The 15,778-nt window shown below is 43.9% G+C and carries 12 protein-coding genes; 3 read left to right on the top strand and 9 right to left on the bottom strand.

Going from position 1 to position 15,778, the window contains the following annotated elements; genetic code table 11:
- Window positions 1–169 precede the first annotated feature (169 nt).
- Window positions 170–3,253 carry an S-layer homology domain-containing protein gene (locus R50345_RS31500; RefSeq protein WP_042131092.1) on the top strand — a complete coding sequence of 1,028 codons (3,084 nt, stop codon included), beginning with the start codon at window positions 170–172 and terminating at the stop codon, window positions 3,251–3,253.
- 273 nt (window positions 3,254–3,526) lie between these two features.
- On the opposite strand, the gene R50345_RS26200 is transcribed toward R50345_RS31500, so the two are convergent.
- Window positions 3,527–4,810, bottom strand: a complete 1,284-nt coding sequence (locus tag R50345_RS26200) for an ArsB/NhaD family transporter (protein WP_042131093.1) — start codon at window positions 4,808–4,810, stop codon at window positions 3,527–3,529.
- 149 nt (window positions 4,811–4,959) lie between these two features.
- Entirely contained in the window at window positions 4,960–6,300 is a 1,341-nt protein-coding gene (locus R50345_RS26205) for a PQQ-binding-like beta-propeller repeat protein (RefSeq protein ID WP_042131094.1), read from the bottom strand.
- A gap of 242 nt (window positions 6,301–6,542) precedes the next feature.
- Here R50345_RS26205 and R50345_RS26210 point away from each other — a divergent pair, with 242 nt between their 5' ends.
- Window positions 6,543–7,628 carry an LLM class flavin-dependent oxidoreductase gene (locus R50345_RS26210; RefSeq protein WP_042131095.1) on the top strand — a complete coding sequence of 362 codons (1,086 nt, stop codon included), beginning with the start codon at window positions 6,543–6,545 and terminating at the stop codon, window positions 7,626–7,628.
- A 479-nt stretch (window positions 7,629–8,107) separates the two neighbouring features.
- Here R50345_RS26210 and R50345_RS26215 read toward each other — a convergent pair whose 3' ends face one another.
- Together R50345_RS26215 and R50345_RS26220 are read right to left on the bottom strand one after the other, a co-directional pair.
- A complete protein-coding gene (locus tag R50345_RS26215) occupies window positions 8,108–8,341 on the bottom strand; it encodes a hypothetical protein (RefSeq protein WP_042131096.1) in 234 nt (77 codons plus the stop codon).
- Window positions 8,338–9,345, bottom strand: a complete 1,008-nt coding sequence (locus R50345_RS26220) for a TIR domain-containing protein (RefSeq protein WP_231573941.1) — start codon at window positions 9,343–9,345, stop codon at window positions 8,338–8,340. Before R50345_RS26220 ends, R50345_RS26215 begins: the two co-directional genes overlap by 4 nt.
- Window positions 9,346–9,492: 147 nt before the next feature.
- Between R50345_RS26220 and R50345_RS26225 the strand changes: the two genes are divergently transcribed.
- Window positions 9,493–10,623, top strand: a complete 1,131-nt coding sequence (locus R50345_RS26225; protein ID WP_042131098.1) for an N-acetylmuramoyl-L-alanine amidase family protein — start codon at window positions 9,493–9,495, stop codon at window positions 10,621–10,623.
- 75 nt (window positions 10,624–10,698) lie between these two features.
- Here R50345_RS26225 and R50345_RS26230 read toward each other — a convergent pair whose 3' ends face one another.
- From R50345_RS26230 to R50345_RS26250, 5 genes are all read right to left on the bottom strand, one after another.
- The gene (locus R50345_RS26230) at window positions 10,699–11,613 is read right to left on the bottom strand and encodes a glycine betaine ABC transporter substrate-binding protein (RefSeq protein WP_042131099.1); all 915 of its coding nucleotides are present in this window, start codon (window positions 11,611–11,613) and stop codon (window positions 10,699–10,701) included.
- Between the two features lie 43 nt (window positions 11,614–11,656).
- Entirely contained in the window at window positions 11,657–12,313 is a 657-nt protein-coding gene (locus tag R50345_RS26235; protein ID WP_042131100.1) for an ABC transporter permease, read from the bottom strand.
- Window positions 12,310–13,449 (bottom strand): ABC transporter ATP-binding protein, encoded by a 1,140-nt coding sequence (locus R50345_RS26240; RefSeq protein WP_042131101.1) that lies wholly within the window; start codon window positions 13,447–13,449, stop codon window positions 12,310–12,312. The genes R50345_RS26235 and R50345_RS26240 overlap by 4 nt, the downstream gene beginning before the upstream one ends.
- Window positions 13,450–13,643: 194 nt before the next feature.
- Complete coding sequence (locus R50345_RS26245; protein WP_231573950.1) at window positions 13,644–14,279, bottom strand: GntR family transcriptional regulator; 636 nt, start codon at window positions 14,277–14,279, stop codon at window positions 13,644–13,646.
- An 88-nt stretch (window positions 14,280–14,367) separates the two neighbouring features.
- Complete coding sequence (locus tag R50345_RS26250) at window positions 14,368–15,675, bottom strand: Nramp family divalent metal transporter (RefSeq protein ID WP_081954198.1); 1,308 nt, start codon at window positions 15,673–15,675, stop codon at window positions 14,368–14,370.
- Window positions 15,676–15,778: the final 103 nt, after the last annotated feature.

Here is a 15,778-nt window from a genome sequence, read left to right on the forward strand (position 1 = left end):
AAAAACAAGCCCTTTTATGGAACGATGTGGAGTTACTTTTAGTCCGTAAGTTATAAAAACAATGATTTTAATCACTTTTAGTAGGATGAAAGTATTAAAAATTCTTGCTTTTGCGTCGATATAATGAAGTAAGTTTATGAAAAATTGGTTCTAAGGAAGGGGTTTTTGCTTGAAAAGCATATCATTAAAATGGGGAGCAACACTTGTTGCCCTTAACACCTTATTCAGTGGTACACTCTATGCATCTGCAGCTGAAATCACTCTACCGTTTTCTGATTTAACAGAAATACAACAGACGAAAAGTGCCGCAATCCTCGAGGCTGCTCGTCTAGGATTGCTTAAAGGTGACCCGAACGGACAATTCAGACCCACTGCCACAATTACTCGCCAAGAGCTGGCAGCCATTCTAGCGAAGACCTTAAAGCTAGATTCCTCAGTGAACCCCGCTTCTTCCTTTAAAGATGTATCTGACTCCAGTTGGAGTGTCTCCGCTATTGAAGCAGTGAAGAAGGCAGGATTTATGGAGGGTGATCTTACAGGTAATTTTAATCCATTCAGGCCTGTAACCAGAGAAGAGCTTGCAGTTATATTTGTACGTGCTATCCATGGAATTGGGGCGCAAGGTGGACATGCCCACAAGGTTAATGATGAATCCGCAATCAGCAATTGGGCAAAAGAGTACACCGATGTCGCACTTCGCCTTAAACTTATAGATTCTCCCGAAGATATATTCAGCCCCAAAGGTACTGTACAGCGCCAGGATATAGCTTCTTTTCTGCTGAATATTTTTAAAGAAGAACAACAAACGGCAACGATCGACAATATCGATGGAGATTTCGTAACGATCAATGGCACACCTTACCTCATTGAAGATAGCCTTAAAGAATTAATGACTGTTAACAACCATGATGCTTTAAAAGGAGCTGTTCTTAAGTTCAATTCCTTGAATCGTCATGTGCACGGTTTACAGGAGCTAGAAATTGTACAAAAAGGGGTTCAACTAAATACCTCCGGCTTACCTTCTAGTTCTTTACTTAACATTTCAGGAAATGATGTTGTTATTAAAGGTGATGTTTCCGGTGATTTGAAGATCAAAAATGGCGTTTCGAGTATAACCTTTCAGGGCCAAGTGGGGCAGATCATTGTGGATTCTATAACTCCAGTTACTATTCATGGTAGCTCTTCCCTGCAAACCTTAAAAATAGTTGAAGGCGGCGCTAAGATTACCCTCGATCCAGCCCTGTCTATTCAAAATCTGCAGTTGCCCGGCAACAGTCTGCCTTCGCATTTCATAACAAATTACACAGCCATTCAAGGTAATATCAAAATGGTTCAAAATACATCCGGAGTTATTGCTCCTGCATATACTCCGTCCACGTCTGCTAACGCCGTGAGCGATTCGACTCCTGAGCCTTCTCCGGTGGCCACTCCGAGTCCTTCTCCGGTGGCGACCCCGAGTCCTTCTCCGGTGGCGACCCCGAGTCCTTCTCCGGTGGCGACCCCGAGTCCTTCTCCGGTAGCGACTCCGAGTCCTTCTCCGGTGGTTACTCCGAGTCCTTCTCCGGTGGTGACCCCGAGTCCTTCTCCGGTGGCGACCCCGAGTCCTTCTCCGGTAGCGACTCCGAGTCCTTCTCCGGTGGTGACCCCGAGTCCTTCTCCGGTGGCGACCCCGAGTCCTTCTCCGGTAGCGACTCCGAGTCCTTCTCCGGTGGTTACTCCGAGTCCTTCTCCGGTGGTTACTCCGAGTCCTTCTCCGGTGGTGACCCCGAGCCCTTCTCCGGTGGCGACTCCGAGTCCTTCTCCGGTGGTGACCCCGAGTCCTTCTCCGGTGGTGACCCCGAGTCCTTCTCCGGTGGCGACCCCGAGTCCTTCTCCGGTAGCGACTCCGAGTCCTTCTCCGGTGGCGACTCCTGAGCCTACACCTACCCCGACTCCGGTGAACCATGCACCAGTCGTGCAAAAAAATATTGATCCAATATCTGCTCTGATCACCAGTGGCACTCAAAACGTTGATATCAGCAACGTGTTCATTGATCCGGATGGCGACCCGCTTACATTCGTGGCTTCCTCCTCTGATGCTGGCGTCGCCACTGTATCTGTAAATGGTAATCGTCTCAACCTTGTTCCGGTCCATTCAGGTACAGCCACGATTACCATAACAGTAATGGACGGTCGAGGCGGCATTAACACCGCAACTTTTGTATTCACTGTAACGTCTAATCAGCCGCCAATTGTGATATCTGAAATCACTACTCAGCTCTTAACCCCAGGTATCACGGCCCCACGTACATTTGATCTGGGGCAGCTTTTTCAAGATCCAGACAATGACAGGCTTACTTATTCAGCTTCTATAGATAACGTAAATGCTGGCACACTTAGCCTTAATGGCAACATTCTGACGGTAACTCCGGCAGCTAATAGTTCAGCGAGTGGTTTAGTGACCCTCATAGCAAGCGATGGTAAAGGAGGTTCAACTACCACAGCTTTCACCTTGATTACAGCCCAGCTTGTAAACAACGGCTTTGTGCCAATAACCACCAAGCAAGGTATACCGAATCTTTCCTTCGACATTTCCAAGCTGATTCCTAACCAGAACCAATTTAAAGTGTACACAGAAAACATCAAGGGTTCATTAAGCGGACCAGTAACTCTGAATGGAGTTATATGGAATGGCCCTACAAGTCCAGGAACGGTATGGATAGTAGGTTCTGATGGCAATGCGGTTGTATTATCCATAAGCGTGGCTTCACAGGGTACCTCTGAGCTATTCTTCTCAGAGTATCTGGACGGCGGGAATGGCAGAATTGCAGTCGAACTGTATTACAGAGGAAATGGTACTCCCAATGATATGGCAGAAGGCTACACTCTAGAGGTCCACCAATTTATGAAAGCAACCCAAAGCAAACAGGTTTATTCCCGTCCATTATTTCCTGTATTCCCAACAATGCCGTATATTTTTATAGATTCTACTTTTGGGGACGCATTTGATTTATTAAATATCTTCTATTACAATGACGATCTGAGTCTATATAATCCAGGAGCATATAATATTACAGCATTAGTACTGAAGAAAAACGGCCAAATCGTAGATGTTCTCGGTGATCCTTCTTCTACTCAGCAATTCCTCTCCACAGGTGGAACTATTGTCCGAAAATCTGGTATATACACTGGATCACAGCAGTTTTCACTTGAGGGTGAGTGGAATCAATATCCAAAAGGAACTTACTATTATTTCGGAAGCCATACTCCTTGAGCACAGGAAGGAACTCAACTCTCAATACTAAACATTCCAGCTATAAAAAGCGGCTCTCCAAAGCAGCCCTATTAATGTAAAAAACAAGAAGGCAGTGATCCTCAGATATTAGAGAATCACTGCCTTCTTGTTTATCTGCATTGCATAACGTTAAGTGCACGTTGGGCAAACTTCGGAAACCTTTGAGTTCATTGCATTCTGTACACTTATTTCATAACCTCTTCCACATATCACTTCAAACCTATCGCTCCCTCGGTTCTTAGCTACACGGTTTCACATCAGATATCTTAAATATAAATATACACTTGAGATCACAATGGACAACAGCATCAAAGGAAAACCCACCTTCAAGTACTTCATGAATGTGATTGGGTAGCCCTCTTTACCAGCTAGACCCGCAACGATCAGATTGGCACTGGCACCGATTAATGTACCATTTCCGCCCAAGCAAGCGCCCAAGGCCAAGCTCCACCAGAGGGGCTCCAGATTGGTAATCCCCATCTGCCCCATCTCCTGAATCAAAGGAATCATCGTTGCTACAAACGGAATATTATCAAGAAATGCAGAAGCAATTGCACTCACCCATAAGATCATCATTGAGCTCTTTAGTACATCTCCGCCCGTTAATTCGATTGCTTTGGCAGCCAGCTCTGCGATGACGCCCGTCTCTACGAGTCCTGATACGAGAACAAACAGCCCGATAAAAAAGAAAATCGTAATCCACTCCACGCTGTGAAAAGCTTTCTCCAGCATATGTTCTCCCCCGGTCAGCAAAAGCAGTAAAAAAGCCCCTGCCAAGGCCACTGTAGCCGATTCCAACTGTAGCAGCTGATGTAAAAAAAAGCCTGTAATCGTAAGGCCAAGCACGATCAAGCATTTTCGCAGTAGCTTATGATCCGTAATCATTGCCTTTTCATCCATGTCCATAATGCTTTGCTGCAATTCCGGAGTGGATTTAATTTGCTTCCCAAACATCAATAGGAAAAGCGGGATATACGCCAACATAATGATAATAATCACGGGTGTCAGATTGCTGATAAAGGACATAAACGTCAGCTCTTTCACCGCACTGCCAATCATAATATTCGGCGGATCTCCGATCAATGTTGCTGTGCCGCCGACATTCGATGCGATAATTTGTGACATCAAAAAAGGCAGCGGATTTATGCGCAGTTGTCTTGTAATACTGAAGGTAACGGGTACCATAAGTAGCACTGTTGTAACATTATCCAAGAAGGCAGAAGCCACAGCAGTAATAACAAATAAGGCAATCAGTATCCGTCTCGGCTTCCCTTTCGCCAGCTTAGCTGATTTCACGGCCGCATATTTAAAGAGCCCTGTCTCTGCAGTAATTCCTACAATCATCATCATGCCTACAAGTAATCCAATGGTATTAAAATCGATGTGATGCAATGCCGTCTCCTGATCCACAATGCCCATCGCTACCATAACAATAGCACCTAACATCGCTAGGATCGTACGGTGAATTTTTTCAGATATAATCAGTCCATAAATCAGTAGAAAAATACCTATCGCCCAAATTGCTTGCTGTTCCATAAAATCCCCCGGTCCTTCTATTTAATTTCTTAAATCTATATCCTATTAATCATAAATTAGAATTGTGTTTTTCGCACTGGGATTTTAAAGTCCAATTCACAGAAAACGGCTCTACCGAATATTCTTCGGCGAGCCGCTTATGAATTCTATTATTTCATCTTCAGTGCCTGCGGCTCCTTGAAAGCAGTTAGCTTCCCTTTGCTCTGTACAATAATCATCCCGTTCTCCAGCAAGGTTGGGCCAAATACTCTATCTGGTGTTTTGAGCTGTAAGATCGGTTTTGCGGTAATCAGGTCTATCGCGATTAATTTTCCGTCAGTCTGGGCCACATACATACCATGTCCGAGCAGATCAAAGCGTGCAATCGGATTGCTAATTCCACTATACTGAACCACTGATTTATTCGCCATTTTAACACCATAAATACTTTGTCCCTTACTAAAAAGAATTCTTCCATCATAAGGACCAGCTGCGTATTCTAAATTCGATCCGATAGATGCATACGAGTAATTATCTCGTGTTACGGTAGCAGGATCTGCATTCAGGGGGTAACTAAAAACACCCTTTTCCCCTGTTATATAAATTCTGTCACCGTCACTCCAGGCACTGCCTCCCTTAAATGCTTCGGGATCATTCGGGTCAATATTAGCAGGATTATACTCTACGGTTTTTACCACTTTCCCTGTCTTAACATCCAGACTGTCGAGTGTCGGAAGTGGGTAAGTATCGAATAAGGTAGCTTTCCGTTGTACGACAAGCGTTCCATTAATCTCTGCAATCGGAAGATCATAATCTCTATTATTCCAAAGCTCCTTACCCGTTGTTCGATCAAACGCATGCAAGATGTCATACGTATATGCTCCAGATACTGAGTTTTGAGCTAGTACCAGATTCCCCTCAACCATAAACGGTTCAAACAGCTGATCTCTGAAGTTATCACGCCACTGCAACTTGCCATCCTTCAGATTGTAGGCTTGAATATCACCATTGGCTGCGGCAAATAGCTGATCTTTATCAAGAACCAATTGACTGACACCTTTACTATTTGCTGACGAGCTCCATTTATTTTTTCCAGTAGCTGCATTCACTGCATAGATGGTACCCGCCTCAGAAGTCGCGTAAACCACGCCGTCTTGATAAAGCATCGGTGTTTTTAATTTAGCACCGTATTTCCACACAACTTTTCCTGTCTGAGCGTTAACGGCAAGCAGTTGACCCTTTTGAAGCATAAAAACTTTACCTGCACCAACAGAAACAACCCCCTTCCCCATGAGGTAATCCGTCGGTACATTTTCTAATGCTGGTAAATCCATCGTTGTTGACCACTCTACCTTCGCAGAAGGCAGATTTGCATAATAATCCTCAAAGTTTGAGCCTATATACGAGGTGTGTGAATCAATCCCAGCAGCTTGTACCGGATTTACCATAAGCAATACCCCTAAACCAATAACTGCAGTACGAAGATGTGATTTTAATAATGTTCCTCCCACTACCACACGCCTCCTCATATAAATGCTATCTTTGGATATATTTTTAAAATGAAATATAATACTAATGACAATTATAATGTAATAACATGGATTAATCTTCCTCATTTTGTAATTTAAAAGACTGGAATTCAAAACATTTACTCATAAACTTACAATTTGTAAGTTATTGTGTTATAATAATCACATTCTTTCATAAACGAACAAGCTTTATCAAATATATGAATAACAAGGGGTTTGTGATCATGAGTAACGAGGTAACCACAGCATCAGCAGCCGATTTTGAATTCGGTATCTACACCTTAGGAGACATAGTAGCTGATTGTCATACCGGCAATAAGATCAGCCCGAAACAACGACTTGACGAAGTTGTAGCTGCGGCGAAGTTAGCGGATGAAGCGGGGCTTGATGTATTCGGTGTAGGTGAGCATCACCGTCTTGATTTTGCAATTTCTTCGGTTCCAGTCGTTCTGGCCGCCATCTCTCAGGTTACCCGTAGAATCAAACTGACGAGCGCCACCACCGTATTAAGCACCATTGATCCCGTGCGCGTGTTCGAGGATTTCGCCACGCTTGATTTACTGTCGAATGGACGTGCAGAGATTATTGCTGGACGTGGTGCTTTTGTGGAATCTTTCCCGCTCTTCGGGTATGAACTTGAAGACTATCATCGACTTTTCACCGAGAATATCAATCTGCTTCTCGAGCTTAATAAGCATGAAATTATGAACTGGGAAGGTTCCTTCCGTTCATCCTTGAAGGATTCTGAGATTGCTCCACGCCCTCTTCAACAAAGCCTGCCGGTATGGATTGGTGTAGGAGGTTCTCCTGAAAGCGCGGAGAAATCCGGCGTACTCGGAACTGGAATGGCCATCGCCATTCTTAGCGGTAGTCCAGAACCTTTCCAAGAGCTTGCCGCAACTTATCGACGCGCTGGAATGCAGGCGGGGCATTCACCTGAAGCATTAAAGATTGCAATTACTAGCCACGGCTACATTGCCGAAACTTCACAGCAGGCACTCGATGAATATTACCCTTACTATTATAGTTATCGTAATTCCATCAGCCCAAAACCTGGACAAGAATACAGCGTCTCTCGTGACGACTTTGGCCAATATGTATCTGCTGATAACACGATGGCTGTGGGCAGCCCGCAGCAAATTATCGAAAAAATCCTTTATCAGCATGAGCTGTTCGGCCATAACCGTTTTATGACTCAACTCGACATCGGTGGCCTTCCTTACGCCAAGGTAGCCAAGGCAATTGAACTATTGGCAACAGAGGTTGCACCTGTCGTACGACACGAAATTGCCAAGAAAAGCAGTCGATAGAGCTGAAGGCTGTCCCAGTAAGCATAGAAGCGCTTCTCCTGTTAATGGAGAAGCGCTTCTATGTGCTGCTGCAGCATTGTTTGTGGCTTGGTGCACTATGTATGACTTGCTACAACACGTTGTGCAGAGCGCCCTCACAACGGCTGAAGAATTGAAACAGAAGCTCTGCTTAGGAATTAGGGAATATCTCCCTAATAATCGGAGATTTCTGCTCATTATTCTAACAATTAGGGAATATCTCCCTATAATTGACCTGATTCGGTGCTAAATATAGATATTCCCCCGATTTTTAGGGAGGAATTCCCTAATTCCATTCATTTAGAGTTATTACCAGCTATTTTTAGGGAGTTTTTCCCTAATTACTCCAAAAATTTCATTAGTCCCACAGCTTAATACCTCAATCGAGCGTTACATTTACGCAAAAAAAAGAAGCTGCCCCTTAAGTAGATTTCTACTTTTGAGACAGCCACTTATGCTTATCACGCAAAGGAAGGTTTATTATTATCTACCTTACCGCTAATAAGCTTCTTATATTCATCGTCTCCGCCGTCTAAAGAAGGCGCAGTATAAATTTGAGCTGAAGCTGGTTGCTGAGCAGTATGGCTCGAGCCTGCTTTACTTGAGGTGTTCTTATCTCCTGAACTACTGCTTCCACCACTTGCAGATCGGAGAACAGCACCCGTTAAGTTATTCATGCCCTTTATTCTCTTCATGCTGAATCCTCCCCTACTAAATGATTGATGGTACGGAATAAATCCTGATTATGCCCAACTACCGCCTTAAGATCATCCGCAGATAACCCATCACTCCCTGAAAAATGTACGGAAAGAACATGTTTCTTACCTAGAGGATAGCATAGGATATATACCTCTGCAACTTCTGTTCGTTGAAAAAAAGTCCATTTGCTCGATAAAAATGCATCCACCACACTAGGCCGCTTCTCATTCCCTCTCGTTACAGACAGGGGGTAAGAGTGACCACGCCCAACATTCCCTCCGACCTGAACAAGAGTCTCCTGCTCTTGAGCCTGCCAAATCGCTGCACCGATTACACGACAATGCTTCGGAGGTAAAAAGGAATTGCGTATCGCCTCGCTGAGTGCGTGATACTTCTCTCCATTTTCGGAGATGGTCACATTACTATTATATTGCCAAAAGAAATGAAGGATACTTTCTTTGCGCCTTAATTCTATCTTTAGCTGCTCTAAATCTTTAACCGGGTCCCGGAATCTACCACGCTCTTGAATACTATCAATAATCTTACCACAGCTCACATCTACAGCAGCTGTAGGATTATCATGATGCACTTCATACTCTAGAGATGTAATTCCTGATAAATCAGACAACAGATGGTACTCTTCAACATTCTCTCCAGGGATTAAATCATCACGGGCAGTCACCTGATCAGGCACTAGACAAAATACGCGGCTACGCCGTAATCTAGCCCAGAATAAACCCATTTCAAACCCCGTATTATCACGTGTCACATAATAAAATTTACCGCGTATTTTGGCAACATCATCTGGCGAGAACACAAATACAGCAAAATCGCTCTCATCCAAATTTCGCTCCAGTGCCTCCATTGTATATTCATTCGCTCGAAAGGCATTGGCATACCAAGGATGAACTTCAGCATCCCTCTTTAGCTGCTCATGAATCGCTCTTGCATAACGTATGGATTCCCTGGAAGATCCAATGAATAGCTTTGGTTTAGTCACGGCAGTCTCCTTCATCCTTTTCCCATTATGTAATAATTATACAAGTCTTTAGACAGCTGGAAAAGAGGCCTTATTCTCAAAAAATATTATTCTAAACCTCGTAAAGTGGGTAAAAAATTACGACTACTTTGAAAAAGCGAGGATACTATGAATAAAATGATAGGTGTCACATTACTTGCGGCAAGTCTTATGGGTATGGCAGCGTCACAGCCTGCTGAAGCTAAAACAGCAGCCAGTTATACCGCTCAGGTATACGCGAACTCTTTAAATGTACGCAGCGAGCCGGCTAAGAATGCAACTGTAGTAGGATCTATTAAGAACGGTGCCAAAGTAACTGTGTCCGATGAGCATCACGGTTGGTTAAAGGTGAAGACCGGAAACACCTCTGGTTGGGTAGCCGGCTATTACCTTAAAAAGGTGAACAGCAGCTCCCAGCAATCTGGCGCTTCTAAATCTTCCAACACCAGTAATGCTTCTTCCACCTCAACCAGCCCTTCGGGTAACACCACAAAGGCTACCGTAACGGCAGATTCATTGCGTATCCGAAGCGGTCCGGGAACACAATATAAGATGCTTGGTTCTTTAAAAGCCAAGGATACTGTTACCCTCCTCCTTCGTCAGAACGATTGGGCGCGGATTCGAACAGCTAGCGGTGACACCGGTTGGGTCGCAGCGCAATATATCCGTACCGGAGCAACGCAAAGCATCACAAACACCGTTTCGCGCACAGGAAATTTACGAGGAAAATTAATCGTCGTAGATCCCGGTCATGGCGGCAGTGATCCAGGAATGCTCGGCACTACATATAACACCATGGAAAAGGATTTGAATCTGCATACTGCCCTTTATCTCCGCGATGCCCTTTTAGCTAAAGGTGCACGGGTTGAGATGACACGTACCCGGGAGGACCAGAAGCCTACACTCGCTCGGCGAGTTCAAATGACTGAGGCTCTGCATGCTGATGCATTTGTAAGCATTCATTATAATTCCTCACCTAAAAAAGTGTCCGGAACACTGACCTTCTTTTACTCCGAGTCCGATGATCTGAAGCTGGCACGGGCGATAGAATCCCGGCTAGGCCATGGCATTGGTCTAAAGAGCAACGGGTTATCCTTTGGCGATTATCACATCCTGAGGGAGAATCGAATTCCAGCTACCTTAGTTGAACTCGGATTTCTTACCAATCCTACAGATGAGTCAATTGTCCGCAAATCCTCCTATCAGAAAAAAGCAGCCAAAGCCATCGCGGAAGGATTGGCAGACTACTTTAGAAACTAGCCAGACCTACAAACAAATAACAGAAAAAGAAGCAGGCTAGAAAATTCCTAGCCTGCTTTAGTTTGCATCTCATATTTAACCTTCTATTAATCCCTTCTTGATCAGGAAATTACGAGCTACATCCTCTTCCTTGAGTGCATCCACATCAACTTCTGCGTTCAATTGTTGCATTTCTTCATCACTGATCTGTCCGTTCAATTGATTTAAGATACCCTCTAGTTCAGGGTATTTATCTAGCGTTTCCTGACGAATAATCGGTCCTGCATCATAAGGAGGGAAGAATTCCTTATCATCCTGCAGAATCACCAGATCATGTACTTTAATTTGCGCATCCGTTGCATATGCATTGGTTACATCAGTTTCCCCATCGTCGATCGAACGGTACATGATACCATGGTCCATTCCTTTGCTCTGCTTGAAGTCCATACCGTAGAGTTTTTGGATACCAGGGTATCCGTCCTCACGATCCAAGAACTCGAACTCTACGCCAAGAACCATTTCTCCAGATACTTTCGCCAAATCGCTGAAGGTCTTTAGATTGTACTTCTCAGCCGTTTCGCGACTAACAGCTAAAGTGTAGGTATTATTTATGCCGAATGGATCCAGAAAGGCCAGTCCATCTTTTTTAAGCAGTTCTCTTGTTTTAGCCAACGATTCCTCGGAGTTTCCTGTCTTCTCCTGATAGTAATTAGCTACAATGGTACCGGTGTAATCCGGATATAGCTGAATGTTATTATTCTCAAGTGCACTCCAAGCTACATTAGAGCCTCCCAAGTTCATCTGGCGCTTCACTTTGATATCTGTTTTATCTTCTATCAGATCTGCCATCATATGAGCGAGTAGAACATTCTCCGTGAAGTTTTTGGAGCCAATTGTGATTTCTCCACTGTTACCAGCAGCAGCGTTATTATTCCCGCCACCACATCCAGCAAGTAGCGCCCCCATTAATACTGTAGTTAAAACGCCTGTCATCAATTTTGGAATTTTCATATATAATCTCCCCTTTTATATTCTTTCTAGACCAGAGCTTAAGTTATACTTTCAATCCCTTTGGAGTCGTAAGGCGTTCGAGCAATCCGAGTAGATAATCCAGTACGAGTGCAAGAATCGCGGCCGGAATAGCTCCAAGTAAGGTTAGAGCTTCGATGTTCCGTTGAATACCCAGGAAAATAAATTCACCCAATCCGCCAGCACCGATAAAGGCTGCCAGTGTTGCTGTCCCGACATTAATAACTGCAGCAGTACGGATCCCTGCCATAATTACACTTAAAGCTAAAGGGAGTTGGACCCGGAATAGAATCTGCCAGTTCTTCATACCCATTCCCCGGGCCGCTTCCACTATAGATTGGTCCACATCAGTTATTCCGGTGTATGTGTTGCGGATAATTGGCAGCAGTGAATACAGAAATAAAGCTACAACCGCCGTCTTCATCCCTATGCCGAATAGAGGAATCATAAATCCGAGCATCGCCAGACTAGGTATCGTCTGAAGAATCCCAGCCGCACCAAGCGTAACACCTTTCAGAGGTTTAACCCTTGTAATCATAATTCCTAGCGCAATGCCAACAATAATTGCAAATAACATGGACAAGAGCACAAGTTGCATATGCACGCCCATAGAATGAATCAAATCTTCCCTACGTATATCTAATTGATATATGAGCTGTTGCCATAATGATTGATCTCTCATATAGACATTTCCTCCTCTTTCACGCCTCCCCATTGTGCGGCAAACGCCGTCAGAAGACTGCCTCTTGTAACAATCCCGGCAATGATCCCCTCAGCGGTTACAATCGGAATAATGCCGTAAGGAGCTTCCGTAATCAATGATAATGCGTCTCTTGCTGTTGCTGTATCCTGCAGCACCACTTGAGGTGGTGTCATAATTTCTTCGATAGTAAGGCTTTGTTCCATTTTGGCGGTAACATCATAAGCGGAGACTATGCCAAGCAGCTTACCTTTCTCGTTTCCAACCAGTAATGTATCCATTTTGCGTTGACGCATAAAGGTAAGAGCTTTGCCCAGCGTCCGCCCTGGAAGCGATGTAGATGGATTGTCGCGCATAACTTCTGTTACGGGGATATACTCAGGGTTTTGGTAAATACGGTTTTTGCCGATAAAAGATTCTACGAAATCATTAGCAGGCCGGCTGAGCAGCTCATATGGCGTATCCAGTTGAACGATTTCACCGTCTTTAAGAATAGCGATCTTATCTCCAAGCTTCAGTGCTTCATCCATATCATGCGTTACAAATACAATGGTCTTCTTTACTTCTTGTTGCATGCGTAGCAGTTCATCCTGCAGCTGCTCACGGGTAATAGGGTCCAAAGCACCAAACGGTTCATCCATCAATATAATCTCAGGATCAGCCGCCAATGCACGGGCTACTCCTACACGTTGCTGCTGCCCACCTGATAATTGTTTCGGATAACGTTTGGCATATAGGGTCGGATCCAGTCCGACTAGACGGAGCATTTCTAGCACCCGTTCTTTTTTCTTATTAACATCCCACCCCTTTAGGTCGGGAATCAGGCCTACATTGTCTTCTATGGTGTAGTGCGGAAATAAACCAGCTTGTTGAATAACATATCCGATGTTCTTGCGGAGGGTTACAGGGTTCTCCTTGGTGATATCTTTGCCGTGGATATAAATATGGCCTGAAGTATGCGGAACAAGACGATTTATCATTTTCATCGTTGTTGTCTTTCCGCAACCACTAGGACCGATCAGCACTAGTATTTCTCCAGCTTCAATTTCAAAGCTAATGTTCTTAACTGCTTCATAACCATTAGGGTATTTCTTACCTACTTTTTCAAATTTCAGCATAGGGTCTCTCCTTCTTATCTCTATCGTCAGATCATCTCGCCGGGCGACTCTGTAAGTTAAACTATAACAAACAACTCCCAAACTGACAACCTACAATGATAATATAGGTTGTTTGTAATTTATTGTAATTTAATAATCAAAAAAAAGGCTATCCAGTGATAAACCCCGCTGGATAGCCTTTTTTCGACCTATTATTATAAATGATTCTCAGCATTTTTATTAATAAATTGCTCTGTTCTTTGGTACATTTTCTCATCACCAACTGCTACAAGTACATCATTTTCTCTGAGTATGACATGCGGACCTGGGGAGATTGTTACGTTCGCCCCTCGGCGAAGCGCTATAATAGTAGCCCCTGTATTCTGCCAAAATTGTAGTGTGCCAATGGTTTTACCGACCACATGTGATTGTTCATGGATTGTAATTTCTTCCGGGTGATAAGGTTTCAAATTCTTCATCCGGTCTGACGCCTCGATAATTCCAGTGAGCAGCTTCTCAAATTTGCTGTCGAGCTTCTTCTTTTCCAGCAACAATTGCTGTAGATCCTCTTTCAGTGAATAAACTGATTTCAAATAATTATTTCTAGTGATATACTCATACGCCTTTTGATCAGAGATGACAATAATCTCTTTCCCCTGCGAGACAAATACTATATTCTCATCCTTCAATAATCCCATAGCTTTACGGATCGTCTCAGGAGAAACATGGTACTGGCCTGCTAATAGAGAACGCCCCGAAAGCTTACTCTGTACGGGGAATTCCCCGCTTACAATTCTTTGTGCAATATCAAGGGCTATAGACTTATAACCGGATATTTCCTGCATGGACATTGTCGATCTCCTTACTTTGGCGTGAATTATGAATTATAAACATGCTCCAGTATACCTTTTTTCATTCACCAAATAAAGATGTCCTGCCTTATACAAACATTTGATAGACCAAAAATAAATTTAACGATACAACCAGTCCGGAGATAAGCCAGCCGAGAGCAGCTGTCATCTTACGATTCACTAACCCGCCCATAATCTGACGATTGCTAGTAAACATAACCAGTGGTACCAGAGCAAATGCAATCCCAAAGGATAAGACCACCTGACTGATAACGAGTGCCTTCGTTGGATTTACACCAAAACCGATGATCGCCAATGGCGGAATAATCGTAATCGCACGGCGTAAGTACAGATTAATTCTTTTGTTGATAAAGCCTTGCATCACCACATCACCAGCCATAGTACCTACAGAAGAGCTCGATAGTCCCGCGATAAGTAGTCCTAAGCCAAACGAAATCGCCGTTACAGGTCCAGCCAAGTGACTAAATTGCTGAAACGCGACATCCAGGTCCTCAACTACAAGACCATTTTTGAAAAACAATGCCGCGGAGACAATGACCATCGCCAGATTAACCGCACCTGCAATAATCATCGCAATAATAATATCTATGAATTCCAATTTAAAAATTTGTTTTTTCTCCGCTTCATTCACCCCTACGATGCGGTTCTGAGTAAGTGATGAATGTAGATAAATGGCGTGTGGCATCACGGTTGCGCCTAGAATTCCTGCAGCCAAAAGGATACTGTCCACCCCTTCAAACTTAGGTGTAAACATGCCTACAGCAACCGCACCCATATCCGGTTTAGCTACAATAACTTGAAAGGCGAAGGCTAAAACGACAATAAGAATCATTGCAGCAATTCCGGCTTCAAGTGAGCGGTATCCCCTACGCTGAAGCTCTAAGATAGCAAAAGAACCCACGGCAGTGATCATTGCTGCAGGCAGCATAGGGATATCAAACAATAAATAAAGTCCTAATGCTGCCCCGATAAACTCCGCCAGATCCGTAGCTATTATTACCAGTTCACTTTGAATCCATAAGAAGATCGATACACTCTTCGGGAAACGATCATGAGCGATCTCCGGAAGGTTCTTCCCTGTAGCAATACCAAGCTTAGCGGACAACGCCTGAATAAGAACAGCCATTAAGTTCGAGGCTACAATGACCCATAATAAGAGATAGCCATATTTTGAACCCGCCGTAATGTTGGTGGCAAAATTACCTGGATCCAGATAAGCAACCGCAGCGATAAACGCTGGACCTAAGAAAGGCAGTAATCTTCTAATTCCTTTGGTCTCCCCGTTAAGAACGGCTTGCGCTGAAATCGAGTTTTTATGTTGTTTTATATGTGGTTGTTCTATATGTGGTGTTTCCACTAAAGTTTGTTCTAGCATGTCAGTTCCTCCTCTTGCCCAAAAAAAAGTTGTCTATATACACGAAAGTTTCCTCTGTGCAACTTATATTTAAAGTATATGCTCATTTCTGAAAAATGTAAAT

Origin of the sequence: Paenibacillus sp. FSL R5-0345, assembly GCF_000758585.1 — a bacterium.
Taxonomy (GTDB): Bacteria; Bacillota; Bacilli; order Paenibacillales; family Paenibacillaceae; genus Paenibacillus_AQ.

Coding starts and splice junctions, on each gene's coding strand:
- R50345_RS26245 (WP_231573950.1), bottom strand. CDS start 14,279: ATGTCCATGCAGGAAATATCCGGTTATAAGTCTATAGCCCTTGATATT.
- R50345_RS26235 (WP_042131100.1), bottom strand. CDS start 12,313: ATGAGAGATCAATCATTATGGCAACAGCTCATATATCAATTAGATATA.
- R50345_RS26250 (WP_081954198.1), bottom strand. CDS start 15,675: ATGCTAGAACAAACTTTAGTGGAAACACCACATATAGAACAACCACAT.
- R50345_RS26225 (WP_042131098.1), top strand. CDS start 9,493: ATGAATAAAATGATAGGTGTCACATTACTTGCGGCAAGTCTTATGGGT.
- R50345_RS26240 (WP_042131101.1), bottom strand. CDS start 13,449: ATGCTGAAATTTGAAAAAGTAGGTAAGAAATACCCTAATGGTTATGAA.
- R50345_RS26230 (WP_042131099.1), bottom strand. CDS start 11,613: ATGAAAATTCCAAAATTGATGACAGGCGTTTTAACTACAGTATTAATG.
- R50345_RS26210 (WP_042131095.1), top strand. CDS start 6,543: ATGAGTAACGAGGTAACCACAGCATCAGCAGCCGATTTTGAATTCGGT.
- R50345_RS26215 (WP_042131096.1), bottom strand. CDS start 8,341: ATGAAGAGAATAAAGGGCATGAATAACTTAACGGGTGCTGTTCTCCGA.
- R50345_RS26200 (WP_042131093.1), bottom strand. CDS start 4,810: ATGGAACAGCAAGCAATTTGGGCGATAGGTATTTTTCTACTGATTTAT.